The 13,328-nt window shown below is 36.9% G+C and carries 11 protein-coding genes; 6 read left to right on the top strand and 5 right to left on the bottom strand.

Going from position 1 to position 13,328, the window contains the following annotated elements:
* Nucleotides 1-505 (top strand): thiamine pyrophosphate-dependent enzyme (locus AC220I_RS10960; protein ID WP_486723871.1); only part of this gene is annotated, 505 nt, incomplete at its 5' end.
* Here AC220I_RS10960 and AC220I_RS10955 read toward each other — a convergent pair.
* The 3 genes from AC220I_RS10955 to htpG all read right to left on the bottom strand — a co-directional run bounded on the left by AC220I_RS10955 (nt 488) and on the right by htpG (nt 3,601).
* Nucleotides 488-1,171, bottom strand: a complete 684-nt coding sequence (locus AC220I_RS10955) for an LrgB family protein (RefSeq protein WP_486723870.1) — start codon at nt 1,169-1,171, stop codon at nt 488-490. The two genes, AC220I_RS10960 and AC220I_RS10955, sit on opposite strands and share 18 nt — an antisense overlap.
* Nucleotides 1,172-1,516 carry a CidA/LrgA family protein gene (locus tag AC220I_RS10950; protein WP_486723869.1) on the bottom strand — a complete coding sequence of 115 codons (345 nt, stop codon included), beginning with the start codon at nt 1,514-1,516 and terminating at the stop codon, nt 1,172-1,174.
* Between the two features lie 117 nt (nt 1,517-1,633).
* Entirely contained in the window at nt 1,634-3,601 is a 1,968-nt protein-coding gene (gene htpG / locus AC220I_RS10945; RefSeq protein ID WP_486723868.1) for a molecular chaperone HtpG, read from the bottom strand.
* Between the two features lie 231 nt (nt 3,602-3,832).
* Here htpG and AC220I_RS10940 point away from each other — a divergent pair, with 231 nt between their 5' ends.
* From AC220I_RS10940 to AC220I_RS10930, 3 genes are all read left to right on the top strand, one after another.
* Nucleotides 3,833-4,471: a CBS domain-containing protein gene (locus AC220I_RS10940; RefSeq protein ID WP_486723867.1), complete on the top strand. Its 639-nt coding sequence runs from the start codon at nt 3,833-3,835 to the stop codon at nt 4,469-4,471.
* Between the two features lie 165 nt (nt 4,472-4,636).
* Nucleotides 4,637-5,692 carry a 4Fe-4S dicluster domain-containing protein gene (locus tag AC220I_RS10935; RefSeq protein ID WP_486723866.1) on the top strand — a complete coding sequence of 352 codons (1,056 nt, stop codon included), beginning with the start codon at nt 4,637-4,639 and terminating at the stop codon, nt 5,690-5,692.
* Nucleotides 5,693-5,861: 169 nt separating this feature from the next.
* Nucleotides 5,862-7,016 (top strand): GGDEF domain-containing protein, encoded by a 1,155-nt coding sequence (locus AC220I_RS10930; protein WP_486723865.1) that lies wholly within the window; start codon nt 5,862-5,864, stop codon nt 7,014-7,016.
* Between the two features lie 251 nt (nt 7,017-7,267).
* Here AC220I_RS10930 and AC220I_RS10925 read toward each other — a convergent pair whose 3' ends face one another.
* Both AC220I_RS10925 and AC220I_RS10920 read right to left on the bottom strand, forming a co-directional pair.
* A complete protein-coding gene (locus AC220I_RS10925; protein ID WP_486723864.1) occupies nt 7,268-7,978 on the bottom strand; it encodes a TIGR01906 family membrane protein in 711 nt (236 codons plus the stop codon).
* Nucleotides 7,979-7,989: 11 nt separating this feature from the next.
* Nucleotides 7,990-8,664, bottom strand: coding sequence for a TraX family protein (locus AC220I_RS10920; RefSeq protein WP_486723863.1), 675 nt, complete (start codon nt 8,662-8,664; stop codon nt 7,990-7,992).
* A 112-nt stretch (nt 8,665-8,776) separates the two neighbouring features.
* Here AC220I_RS10920 and addB point away from each other — a divergent pair, with 112 nt between their 5' ends.
* A complete protein-coding gene (addB, locus tag AC220I_RS10915; RefSeq protein WP_486723862.1) occupies nt 8,777-12,145 on the top strand; it encodes a helicase-exonuclease AddAB subunit AddB in 3,369 nt (1,122 codons plus the stop codon).
* Nucleotides 12,129-13,328: UvrD-helicase domain-containing protein (locus AC220I_RS10910; RefSeq protein ID WP_486723861.1), on the top strand; the 1,200-nt coding region annotated here is incomplete at its 3' end. The genes addB and AC220I_RS10910, both read left to right, overlap by 17 nt.

The raw sequence follows: 13,328 nt of genomic DNA, 5'->3' as shown, positions 1-13,328 counted from the left end.
CCATGACAATCAAATTTATGGATTGACTAAGGGGCAGGGATCACCGACGACTGCTTTTGGACAGAAGACGAGACTCCAGGTGGATGGCATGAGACCTGATGCCCTGAACCCAGTGGCATTGGCGATTAGTATGGACTGCAGTTTTGTAGCGAGAAGCTTTTCTGGAGATCAGGAACATCTAAAGGGTATGATCAAAGCTGCCATGGAACATAAGGGATATGCTCTAATCGATGTTCTTCAGCCTTGTATTTCCTTCAATGACGTCAACACCTTCAAGTGGTACAAGGAACGCGTTTATAAACTTGAGGCAGATTTCGACCCATCTGATCGTGTTAAGGCCTTTGAAAAAGCACTTGAGTTTGGCGATGAAGGTATTCCAATTGGAATACTATATAAGAATGAGAAACCGACCTTCATTGAAAGAATGGGTCATATCAACGAACCCCTGGTGCATAAAAAAAGAACGCCAGATGACGTTCAAAAATTATTAGAACAATTTTACTAGAATTGGGACAAATAAAACCGTTAAAATACCACAGAGACCGATTGCTGTACCGCTGAGTGCACCTTCGGTCTCGCCAATTTCTAGGGCCTTCGATGTACCTACAGCATGTGCAGAGGTGCCTATGCCAATGCCTACGGCGATTGGATTTAGAAAGGGAAACACTTTAATAATATAGGGTGCTATAAAGGCACCTGTGATGCCAGTAAGCATAACCATAATCACAGTAATGGAAGAATGTCCGCCAATGATTTGACTTAGGCTGATGGCCATGGGTGTGGTAATGGATTTTGGATATGTGGAGTAAAGGATATCATCTGCCAAGCCAAACCAAGTCCCTAATTGCTTGAGGATAAAATAAGAGGTGATAATCCCGGTAGAAATACTGATCATGAGACTTAAAAAATATTTTTTTATGATATGCCTTTGTCGATAGAGCATTAACCCAAGTGCAACCGTTAGAGGACTTAGAAAAAAGTGTATGAAATCGCCGCCAATTTTATATTGTTCATAGGGGATATGGGCCAACATCAAAAAACCTATAATGATGATCATTGCAAGTAAAAGCGGATTTGCCAAATCAGATTTTGTTTTTTGTTTGATATGTAGACCAATCTGGTAGGCGATGATTGTGATTAAGATTCCGAAAGCGGGTGAATCGAAAAACATTTATGATTCTCCTTTCGTCAGCAACTGGGTGATGAGCATGGTGACTGTCATGGTAATAATTGTTGAAATAACGGCAATTGACACGAGTGATATTAGATCAGAAGTAAAATAGGCCATGACACCTATACTTGCTGGTAGGAAAAAAAATGCAATATTTTTGAGTAGAAAATCACTGGTATCTTTAATCTGGTCTTCTTTTATGATGCCTAAGTTCAAGGCTATAAAGAGCAAGATCATACCCATTATAGAACCGGGAATTAGGATAAATTGACTTAGAATAAGGCTCACACCTTCTCCTAAGAGCCAGAAAAAAAGCAAGATTGAAAATTGAAAAAGATAGTTCATATTATGCTCCTATTAATTGAGATAAAATCATTATAAATGAATATTTTATATAAAACAATCCCTAACAATACAAAAGCTGGTCTGTAAGGACCAGCTTTTATATTGTGTGTGTGTGACTTATATCAACTTTGATAAAAGTGTGTTGCTTCTCTTGATGAACTTTGTCATAGCTTCAGGTGAAAGTTGTGAATGTGCGAGTAATGCTAAATCGTAGAGTTGTTCCATGATGAGTGTCCCCATTTCATCCACGTGATAATGTGTTTCTGTAATGGTTTTTGTCTCTTCGCTAGGGGTCTCTTCAGATTTTGATTCTACAGGAACTTCTTTTTCAACAACTTCCTTATATTCGTTTATATGTGTCATAAGGTATTTTACAAGGGGATGCTTGTGATTGAGCAACAAGGTTGTCTCAGGCTTGAACATGTTAGGATCCATACCGCCCATGCTATACATTTTCATCATATCTTGCATTCTTCTCGCTTCTTCAGAAAGTGTCATCATGCTTGATATTGAGGCATCCTTCATGTTTTCGATTTTAAGGGTTATTTTATCCATACCGACGGCAGCTTTAAAAGCGCCAGTTAAATCTGTTTGTAAGGCATTGAGGTGATTTTGATCAATTGTCTCATCAGCTTCTTTCATGTGATCTGTTAAATCAGAATCAACGCGCGTAAAGCTAACGCCTTCGTTTTTAGCTTCCATATGTGAAATGAAAGCTGTATCAATGCTGTGTTCTAACACGACTGCATTGAGATCATGTGCTTTAAACAGATTGATATATTGAGATTGGAGCAATTTATCAGTAACATAGTAGACTTTTTTGTCTTCAGAGTTTTCAAGGTATTCGTCCAATGTCACATGCTTATCATATATGGTTCTAAATAAGTAGATCTTTTGAATACTTTCGAAAAACTTTTCATCCTTTAGGCCACCAAACTTAATGAAAGGGTTGATATCATCCCAAAAGCCTTCAAATGTTTCACGTTCTGTCTTAAAGAGGCCGTTGAGTTTATCCCCAACTTTTTTTGTGATGTAGTTGGAGATTTTTCTGACAAAGCCATCATTTTGAAGGAAGCTTCTTGAAACATTAAGTGGCAAGTCTGGACAGTCGATAACCCCTTTGAGCAGCAATAGAAATTCAGGAATGACTTCTTTAATATTGTCTGCTACAAATACTTGTGAGTTATAAAGTTTAATTTGTCCCTCTAAGCTGTCAAATTCAGTGTTGAATTTTGGGAAGTAGAGTATCCCCTTTAAGTTGAATGGATAGTCCATATTGAGATGAATCCAAAAAAGTGGCTCTCTAAAGTCCTTGAAAGTTGTTCTATAAAATTCTTTGTATTCCTCATCAGTACAATCATTTGGTGATTTTGCATATAGGGGAAGTACCGTATTAAGTGGTTTTGGTTCTTCGATGACGACATGACCGTCTTCATCGGTTTCAGGTGCTTTGCCAACCACTGTGAAGTAAATTTCATAAGGCATGAATGAACAATACTTTTGTATGGTTTCTCTTAAAGTGAATTCATTTAAGAATTCTTTGCCGTCATCGCCAACATTAAGGATGATTTCTGTTCCTCTTGTTTGACGTGTACCGTCTTGCATTTCAAATTCAGTGCCACCCTCACAACGCCATAATACTGGTTTTGCGTCATTTTTATATGAAAGTGTATGAATTTCTACTGATTCAGCTACCATAAAAGCCGAGTAGAAACCGAGCCCGAAATGTCCGATAATTTGTTCCTTGTCAGATTTGTCTTTGTATTGATTTAAGAAATCCTCTGCACCTGAGAATGCAATTTGATTGATATATTTTTTTATTTCTTCATCCGTCATACCGATGCCATTGTCGGAAATCGTAATTGTTTTAGATGCCTCATCAAGCATAACATCAATTTTAAATTTTGGATTTTCTTCTATTTTAGCTTCATTCATCATTGAGAGTTGCTTCAGCTTAGTGATGGCATCACTTGCGTTTGATATGAGCTCACGCACAAAGATATCGTGATCAGAATAAAGCCACTTCTTAATAATTGGGAAAATATTTTCACTATGAATGGATAAATTTCCTTTTTCCATTGACATAAAATCACTCCTTTTCTAAAACGATTCATTTTATTGATGACTTTCTAAAAATATGATAGGCTTTTGACCATCAAATGTCAAGTAAAAATTAGCACTCGATAATAAAGAGTGCTAACAAAATAAACTTCTTTCGAAACAAGTATTAAATAATTGTTATAAATGTTAGTTACCCAAAGTATTGGGCATAAATATAGTGAAGAAAATCTTGTCGCTTTTGAAAGGAGACACATTATGAGAATTAGAGCTATTATGACACCAGCCAACAAATTGATTGTGCTATCGACTAAAGACACTGCTCAAAAGGCACTTGAACTCATTGAGGAAAATGGTTTTTTATCTTTACCCGTTGCAGAAGACCGCAAGTTCATTGGATTTCTTTCAAAACAATTTATTTATGAAACCTACTTTAAAGAAAATCAAACTGATTTTAATGCTTTTTTACAAAGACCAGTGAAAGAGTTTATTCACAATAGAGTAGAATGTGTTACACAAGACCTCTTGGTGGAAGAGGCAGCAGAAATCTTTTTTAATAAGAAAGTCAGGTTTTTACCTGTGAACAATGAAGCTGGAGAATTTCAGGGCATTTTAACACAGAAATCACTCTTTGGCGTCATCACAAAAGTATATGGCTTAAAAGATCCAAAGTTATCGATCTTAACGGACGACTTTAAGGGAACGCTCGCAAAAATTGCAGAGATAATTTCAAAAAATGGTGGCAATATCACCAACATAGCCCTTTTCGATACTGAGGTCATGGGCATTCAAGAAATTTCAGTAAGAATTGTCGGTCAAGACATTCATGTGATTGCAAAAAAACTAGAAGACAGAGGCTTCAAGGTAAGAGAAGTCGTTGAAGGTAGTCCTAAATAAGTGGCTATGATTTAATATAATTTACACTTGAAAGATTCAAGTCTATTTAAAGAACACGAAAATGATCTCGTGTTCTTTTTCTTTGGTTATAGACATGTTATGATAATATCAAAAGAAAAACCAATATCTTTCAGATGATAGCACGATGTTTTAGGGGGGCTAGTTATGAAGAAAATAGATGAAAGAGATACCATGCTTTCGAGAATTCGCTATATTAAAAATGACCAAATGTATCAGGATTATTATTCAAGATATCCTGAAAAACAAGCCATTGATGATCTTATTCGCGCCATGCCAGGCATCAATGCGCCAGGCACGCCCACCTTCGATCCGATTTTTTCGCCCTTTGCTGATAGTGGCTTTGAGCTTTTGAATCATATCAAAACGATTTCTAAGCAAGATGCAAAGTGTGATCCGATTGAAGTAGACCCTGAAGTGATGAGTATGAGAATAAAAAAATTAGTCACTTATCTTGGGGCATCTGATGTTCGAATTACACTTATGAAGCCACATCACTACTATTCACATAGAGGTCGTACAATTGAAAATTATGGTCAGGAAGTGGGGGAGCCTTATCGATATGGGATTGTTTTTATCAAGGAGATGGACCGTGACATGATCAATAGAGCCCCACAACTTGAGGAGATGATGGAAGTCGTTAAAGCTTATTCTGACTTAGGCTTCTTAGGGGCATGGTTGTCTATTTTTATTGCAAATTTAGGCTATGAAGCCAAAAATAATATGGATATGGATTATCTCGTATGTGCGCCAATTGTAGCACAAGATGCTGGTCTTGGAAGGATTGGCCGGGCAGGGCTACTCATAACACCTGATTATGGCATGCGCGTTAGAATTGGTGTTGTCACCACTGATTTGCCACTTATACCAGATGAAGTCATGGAGACGGATATGATTTCGTTTTGTGATCAATGTAATAAATGTGCGACAAATTGTCCGAGCAAAGCCATTGATAGTGGGCCATCTCAGGACCAGCCCCAAGGCTACTATGGTTTTAAAGTCAATCAGGAAAAATGTATGAAGATGTGGAAAACCATTGGTACTGACTGTGGTGTATGTTTGTCATCTTGTCCCTTTTCACAGGGCGTAGATCCCGAATATTGGACTAATTTAGGAGAAAACACACATAAAATATTGAAAGAGGACAAAGAGAAGTTTGGCAAACGAAATTACATTAAGAACCCACTTCCCCTCGTTGACTAGGACTAATGATTGGGTTAAAAATGAATTATCGGGATAGAAATAGTTCAAAAGTCACGAAAAAAAGTTTTTATATATGGAAATATAAGCAAATAAAATATATAATATAGAAGGTTGTATCTGGACAACCACGAGAGGTGGTGATTCGATGAACAAATTCTTTCGACCTTTTATGTTATCTATTATCGCGCTAGCAGCCCTGTTTTTTGTGAAATCATTAATGTTGCCAATGGATGGCGGCTTATTGGATGTTACTTTTCTATTGATACTATTGGTAAGTACAATTTCTGAAACCAATTATCTCTTTAGTCAAAGTTCAATTAAGCATTCTTTAACAGCACCATTGACATTATTCTTATTGTTTTATAAACCGCTTTTAATGTGTTATATCAGTATTTTGGTTTTTGAGACTGCAGGTAAATTCGTCATCTTAAAAAGAGAGGGCGGTTCAAAACAAATTTTTGATGAGAAATGGCTATTTAATGTCTCTCAATATATTATTCTAGTGACACTGGCAGAAAAGTTCATCAATCAGTATAAAATTCAAGCGAATTTTGATTTTATTATGGACCTATTATTATTGATATTTGTCTATAACCTATTGAATATTATACTTACTTATACGGTAATTTCTTTGCACAGCAACAGAAATCATTTTAAAAATATTATAGCAAGAAATTTTGTAACTTATAGCTTCAGTTATCTTATGATCATGACGGCCTTGATTTTTGCTTTTGAGGCATATGGCTTATTTGGTCTTGTGGTAACTTGTTTCTTTGTTCTGCAAACTCAGGGTTCTATGCTTACAAATCTAACTGCAAAAGAACTTAATCATAGACTTAGTGTGGACCGAATGACCAATGCCTTTAACCGGAATTATTTTGATGAAGTGATTGAAATGAAACTGAACAGGCAAAAGGCTTTTTCCATAGTATTCATAGATTTAGATGACTTTAAGTTGGTTAATGACGCCTATGGTCATGTGATTGGTGATGCACTTCTTATCGATTTTGTAGCCATCATAAAGAGTTTGCTGGGAATAGAAAATAGAGTTTTTAGATATGGTGGCGATGAGTTCTGTGTTTTGTTTGATAATCAAGAACAGGCAGAGGCTTTTCAAAAGAAGCTCGAAGCGTTTGTTTTCATGTTCCATGATGAAAAAAGTGATGCCATGATTTATTATCATATATCCTTAGGGATCTACAACTATAAAGAGCATGCCTCGATTACTTACAAAGAGTTGATACACCAAGTGGATCAAAACATGTACATGGACAAAAGGCGAAAAAAAACATCTGAAAAGGATGAGTTTGTACTGGAAACCTGATTGCGTTCAGAGTATCCATTGAGTAGTAAGCTTAGTAATTAAGGCAAAATAATTAAAATAAAATGAATAGAACAATCGTAAAAAAGAGCTGAACTATAGCAAGGCCAATATCTTGGCATATTTATAGTTCAGCTCCTTATATTTTTAGATCATTAGTTTTCAACCAGCTTGGAGCAAGGGTTATCAACTTGCGAAATACGGTTATATGGGGTAAAACAAGGTTTTTCGTTAAATGGTGTTTGTTCCTAATATCATCGGAACATTCTTTTGGGTCTTTGACTTGACCCTCGAAAGATTAGAAAAATTAATAGGAAAATTGCCTGAATGAAAAAAACGCTCCCAAGACAATACAAGGTGAAGGTCATAAAAAATTCAAGAGGCATCATTTGAAGCAGTCTATCCTTAGCGGGATCTAGAAGCCATAAATCATTATAGAATACCATCTCGTGAAATTTCCGAAAGGCAAGGTCAAAATCCATGAGATACATCATTCCAAGTACGATGAGGGTACCAATACTCGAAATTGCACTTGCTAGAAAAATACGTGATATTTTATAAAGACTTGATAGGTTGATGAAAATGCAAACCACGAATAAAAAACCGGTAAGTCCCAGAATTTTGTTTCTAATGGCACGTGCACCTCTAACTAAAATTTTAATATCATTAAGGTGTGCCTGTTCCTTGGGATTAAAATAAGCTGTGCTTTGACCGTCAATTGTGGCTGTAACGTGCAGATCACCTTGACCGGTATCAATATAGCGTACCAGTTCCGTGGTAACATGCTCTAAATCCGAGGTGGAGATACCCACGATATCTTGGACACCAAGTGCTTCAAAGTGTTTAATATAAAAAGCGTCGTTAAAAGCGTAAGCTTCAAATACATACAAATAGGTCAAAGAAGACAGGAGAACGCCTGTAACAATTATGAGCAAAAGATTGAATGGATGAGATGGATTTCTCATATGACCTCCCATTAAAAGAATAAAGTTTTTATGGTTAAAAGTATCGTAAGATGTAAAGGATAGAAGGCATAAAAGCCCAGTTTGAAACGGCCTCTGGTGCCATTATACTTGTTTAAGAGTGGCAAAGCCAATATTGAAGCGTTCTGAACCCATAATTGGGGATCAGACCAGTCAGGCTGAAGATAGAGCAGTAGGACTTGATAAACCATTAAAAGTCCAATAAAGCTAATATAGAGCCTTCTTGGCGAGTTTCTATAATATCTAAAAATTAATATCATGCCAATGGCTAAGAAGAACCCATCAAATTGAAGAAGAGTGACCAATAAACAGGTTATTAAGCATAAGATGTATTTAATGTCTTTGGACTTAAGGTGATCAAGTGCCCAGAGGAGGCATAGACCAGTCGCCAACGTGAAGAGGACATTCTGATAGCCACTTTGAAAGTAATATGCATATGGCAATATGCTGACAAATGCCCAAAAGAGGATTCTGCCAATATAGCCTTTTAAGTTTGATGTTTTCTCGTAACCGATGGCGATAAAAAAAGCCATTATAGGAAGGGTTAATCGCCCGATCACACGTAGAAAATCTAGTTCTTGAAAGAGTTCAGCACCAATATGATCAATGACCATTGCAAGGATGGCAATGGTTTTTAAGCCAGTCGATGAATACAAAGTTTTTTGCATCATTTTCCCCCTGTATTTTAGGTTATTATAACATATTAACTTGATTTAGACACGCTGGGTTATTGTATTATTCATTTTATAAAATTATAATTAAAGCTAGGAGGATAATATCATGTTGAGAATTCTAATGGGGAAAGCAAAAAGTGGTAAAACCTATAGGGTATATGAAGAAATAAAGAAAGCAATTGAAATTGGATGTTCCGACAAAATAATCTTGCTGGTACCGGAACAATTTACATTAGAGACCGAAAAAGAACTCCTAAAGCACATACAAAAAGAAGGTTTGCTTGGTGTGGAAATCTTAAGCTTCAAGCGACTCATATATAAATTGTTAAACGAAGTGGAAATGCCACCTTATCAAGAAATCACAACACTTGGTAGAGCCATGTTGCTGAGAAAAGTATTTAAGCAGACTGGGGCGAACTTAAACTATTACAAAGCTGCCAGTCAAAAAAAAGGTTTCTTAAATCAGTTCAACGATTTTTTGGATGAAATGAAGCACAGTTTAGTTGATGTCAACACCATTCAAAGGGCCGTTTCAGATTTGGATGAAACCTCACTCTTGAGCATGAAACTAAAAGATTTATCCCTTTTAATGGCGGCGTACGAAGCAGCTAAGACTGAACGTTATATGGACTCAGTGGATGTCATCGAATTTGCTTTGGACCGTATGGCGCAATCTGTTAAAATCAGAGGCGCTCAAGTATGGGTAGATGGCTTTGATAGTTTTTCAAAGGTTGAGTATCAGATTTTAGACCACCTTATGAGATTAAGTAAACACCTCACTCTAACGATTCCCTTTGGCGAAAATCGTGTTTTTACACATACAGCTAATTTACATCGACAGGTTTTAGAAATCGCAAATCAAAATCAAGTTGAGTCTGTTCAGTATTTAATGAACCATGACAATATTAATCCATTAATTACACATTTAAGTGAAAACATACTCAATTATCCCTATGCGCGTCACCTTGCTGATCAAAATAGGATTAAGCTACACAGTGGAAATAGTATCACAGATGAAGTCGAACACGCAGTTATCGAGATTATCAATTTGGTCAGAGATCAAAATTATGATTGGAAGGATATTGCTGTGGTAACAAACGCCTTGTCTGGATATGAGTTCATCATCAAACAGGTTTTTACAGAATATAAAATTCCATTTTTTATGGATCAAAAAATGGATATTCTCTCTCATCCCTTGGTTCATTTGGTAATTAATAGCCTTAAAACGATACAGAGTAGGTTTAAGCGAGAATATGTCATGAGTATGCTGAAGACTGGACTTTTAGATTTTAGCGTAAGTGAGATTAGCTTGTTTGAAAATTATATTATCGAGTTTGGTATTAGTGGGCGTCAGTATATAGCCCCTTTCACAAAAAACTTTAAAGGCTCTAGGTGCTACGATTTAGAAAAGGTCAATGCCATTCGAGAAAAACTTCTAGAAAAGTTACATCCCCTTCTAGGTGTGCATTCGTCTAAGGAGATTGAGGTTAAAAACCTATTGGCACAAGTATATGAGTTTCTTGTCCTAAATGAAGTTGCCTTAAAAATGGACCAAGAGGTCAATCAGTTCATAGAAAGCATGGCTTATGACTATGCCCAATTATTTGCTCAAATATGGAATGTCGTCATTGAAACCTTTGATCAAACTGTTGAACTCTTGGGGACAGAATTGATGACGCTTACAGATGTGATAGACTTGCTTGAAACTGGTTTTGAACATGCTGAAATAGGCTTGCTTCCACTTTACGAAAATCAGGTTCTCATTGGGTCATTGGATCGATCTAAAGCGCATCCCATCAAAGCCTTGTTTATTTTGGGCATAAATGATGGCATATTGCCTGAAATGGGTGGAGACCAGCAGTTAATTGCCGAACAAGAGAAAGAGCTTCTAAAATCCAAGGGATATGATTTGTTGTTGGACAGCAAGATGTTTTCAGACAAGGAAAACTACAATATCTACAACGCTCTAACGAGACCTAGTGACTACATTTATTTGAGCTATGCTTTGACCAATAATGATGGCAATGCCCTGAGGCCTTCTTATCTCATTCCCAAGGTCCTTAAAATTTTTCCAAGTTTAAAACCAACTCATGATGCTGTTTATATGAATATTGAAGAAAAACCCTTCTATATTGCAACAGCGGAAGGGACCTTGAAACACCTTGCTGTTGAGATGCGTAAGTCTGCCGATGGACATGAAGTTCATCCGGATTGGGAAACCGCATTCAAATGGTATGTTGAAAATGAGCCTGAAAAAGCCCAACGCTTGCTTGAAGGTCTAAATTATGAAAATCACGTGGATAAAATCAATCGTAAAGTGGTGGACGCCCTTTATGATTTGCCCATGAAAACCAGTGTTTCGAGACTGGAGCAATTTATGTGGTGTCCTTTTAAACACTTTGTATCCTATGGCATCAAGCCAATTGCCATCAAGCATTATGAGATTACTTTCCCAGATGTCGGCCTGCTCTTTCACAGTGCATTAGAGCAATTTGGTAGAGCTGTATACGATCAGAATTTAGTGTGGCAAGATTTGGACCAAAAATCGTGCGATCAAATGATTGAAAAGATCGTCGATGAGATGGTGGATCAAGATATTTTTAAAACAAAGTTTCAATATCAGTATCTCATTCAAAAGTTAAAACGTGTTTCCAAAAGGGCCATCTGGACATTGACCAAGCAACTTAAGCAGGGTGATTTTGTACCCATAGCCTTTGAAATGGCCTTTTCAGATGAGGGCTTTGGCGCACCACCTATGATCATAGAACTAGGCAATGGTGAAAAACTTCTAATAAGAGGTGTCATAGATCGCGTCGACTTGTTAGAAACAGATCAATCTTCTTATGTCAAAATAATAGATTATAAGTCGGGAAGCACGACTTTATCTCTTTCAGACATATATCATGGTCTACAGATGCAATTGATGGTTTATTTAAAAGCCTGTTTGGACAACCCAGACTATTTTAAGGCTGAGGACTTAAAGCCAGGTGGTATTTTCTATTTCAAGATAGACGACCCGATGATTCAATCTGCTCAGACCTTGTCTGAACTCATAGAATCTCAGATTGAAAGTCAATTAAGACTTGATGGGATTGCCCTTGAAGAACCCATAATTCTTGAAAAAATGGATCGCACATTGATGGAAGACAATAAATCCGTTGTGATGAAAGTGAGCTATAAAAAAGACGGTGCTTTCACAAAGGATTCTAAAGTGTTGCCACTTGATACCTTTTATCACATGATTGATCATGTGCAGGAAAAAATTCAAGAAATTGGACAAAGTCTACTGGAGGGCGATATCAGACCTTTACCTTGTCAAACAGAAGGTAGAATTGCGTGCAACTCATGTGAATACCAATCATTTTGCCAATTTGATCCTAAGTTTGAAGGCAATTCATATCGCGTTTTACCCAAAATGGATCAGGATCGCATCATCGAAAAAGTAAAGGAGAAATCAGATGCCAAGTTGGACTAGAGACCAGGAAGCTGCAATCTATTTAAGAAATGCTGACATGCTCGTATCGGCTGCGGCAGGCTCAGGCAAAACAGCGGTCTTAGTGGAGCGCATCATACAGATCGTCATCAACCAACGTGTTCCCATCCAAAACATTTTGGTTGTAACCTATACCAATGCCGCAGCAGGTGAAATGAGAGAACGTATAGAAGGGGCTATCTCAAAGGCGATCGAAACTGAAAGCGACGAATCTCTTAAGGCCTTTCTAATTGACCAGCTCAGAGTGTTGAATAGGGCAAGTATAAAAACTTTTCATGCTTTTTGTATGGATATTATTAGACGTCACTTTCAAAAGGTAAATATTGATCCAAGTTTTAGGATGATTAACGAGACCGAACGCGCCATACTCATTGAAGAAGCCATTGATTTGGCATTTGAGAATGCCTATGAGGCAAATTCAGAAGATTTTATTTATGTAGTTGAGGCTTACAGTGGCAATCGTGAGGACCAAAAACTGAGAGAGATGGTCAAACAAATTTATCGTTTTATCATGAGTCAACCCTATCCGTTTAAATGGCTTGAAGATCAAGTGACTGCTTATACAGATGAAAGTCATCCCTTAAGACAGGTTTGGAACAAATTATTTATAGCACAAGCCAAGGTGAAAATCGAAGGGGCCTTTGAGTTAATTGAAGAAGGACTTGAAATCTGCCAATTGCCGGGTGGACCATTACCTTATCGAGAGACCTTATTATCGGATTACAATCAGTTTAAACGCATTGATGATGCGATTTTATCTGAAAACGTGAAAGCGGTGGAAGAATCTATACTTAGCTTTTCATTTGAACGCTTAAAGGCCATCAAGAAGGATGAAAAAGCCAATATGGATGAAGCCTTGATTGAAACCGTTAAAACACAAATTAGAGATAAACTTCTTAAAAAGAGTATTTATGAGTCTTTATCAGCACCCTTTAAGGAAAAATCACTTGAACGCTATACCCAAGAAATTGAGAAGCTCAGCAAGGCACTTAATGCGCTAAAGGCACTGGTTGTGGCGTTTGATGAAGTCTTTATGGCCTTAAAGAACTCTAAAAATGTTCTGGATTTTAATGATTTAGAGCACTATGCCATTAAAATCTTAGAAGATGACGTTATAGCGGAGACCTATCAGTCACAGTTTGAATTTCTCTTTGTGGATGAATAT

This window comes from Fusibacter sp. (genome assembly GCF_057447755.1).
This window is presented reverse-complemented; position numbering and strand designations above follow the sequence as displayed.

Coding starts and splice junctions, on each gene's coding strand:
- AC220I_RS10955 (WP_486723870.1), bottom strand. CDS start 1,171: ATGTTTTTCGATTCACCCGCTTTCGGAATCTTAATCACAATCATCGCC.
- AC220I_RS10950 (WP_486723869.1), bottom strand. CDS start 1,516: ATGAACTATCTTTTTCAATTTTCAATCTTGCTTTTTTTCTGGCTCTTA.
- htpG (WP_486723868.1), bottom strand. CDS start 3,601: ATGTCAATGGAAAAAGGAAATTTATCCATTCATAGTGAAAATATTTTC.
- AC220I_RS10940 (WP_486723867.1), top strand. CDS start 3,833: ATGAGAATTAGAGCTATTATGACACCAGCCAACAAATTGATTGTGCTA.
- AC220I_RS10935 (WP_486723866.1), top strand. CDS start 4,637: ATGAAGAAAATAGATGAAAGAGATACCATGCTTTCGAGAATTCGCTAT.
- AC220I_RS10930 (WP_486723865.1), top strand. CDS start 5,862: ATGTTATCTATTATCGCGCTAGCAGCCCTGTTTTTTGTGAAATCATTA.
- AC220I_RS10925 (WP_486723864.1), bottom strand. CDS start 7,978: ATGAGAAATCCATCTCATCCATTCAATCTTTTGCTCATAATTGTTACA.
- AC220I_RS10920 (WP_486723863.1), bottom strand. CDS start 8,664: ATGCAAAAAACTTTGTATTCATCGACTGGCTTAAAAACCATTGCCATC.
- addB (WP_486723862.1), top strand. CDS start 8,777: ATGTTGAGAATTCTAATGGGGAAAGCAAAAAGTGGTAAAACCTATAGG.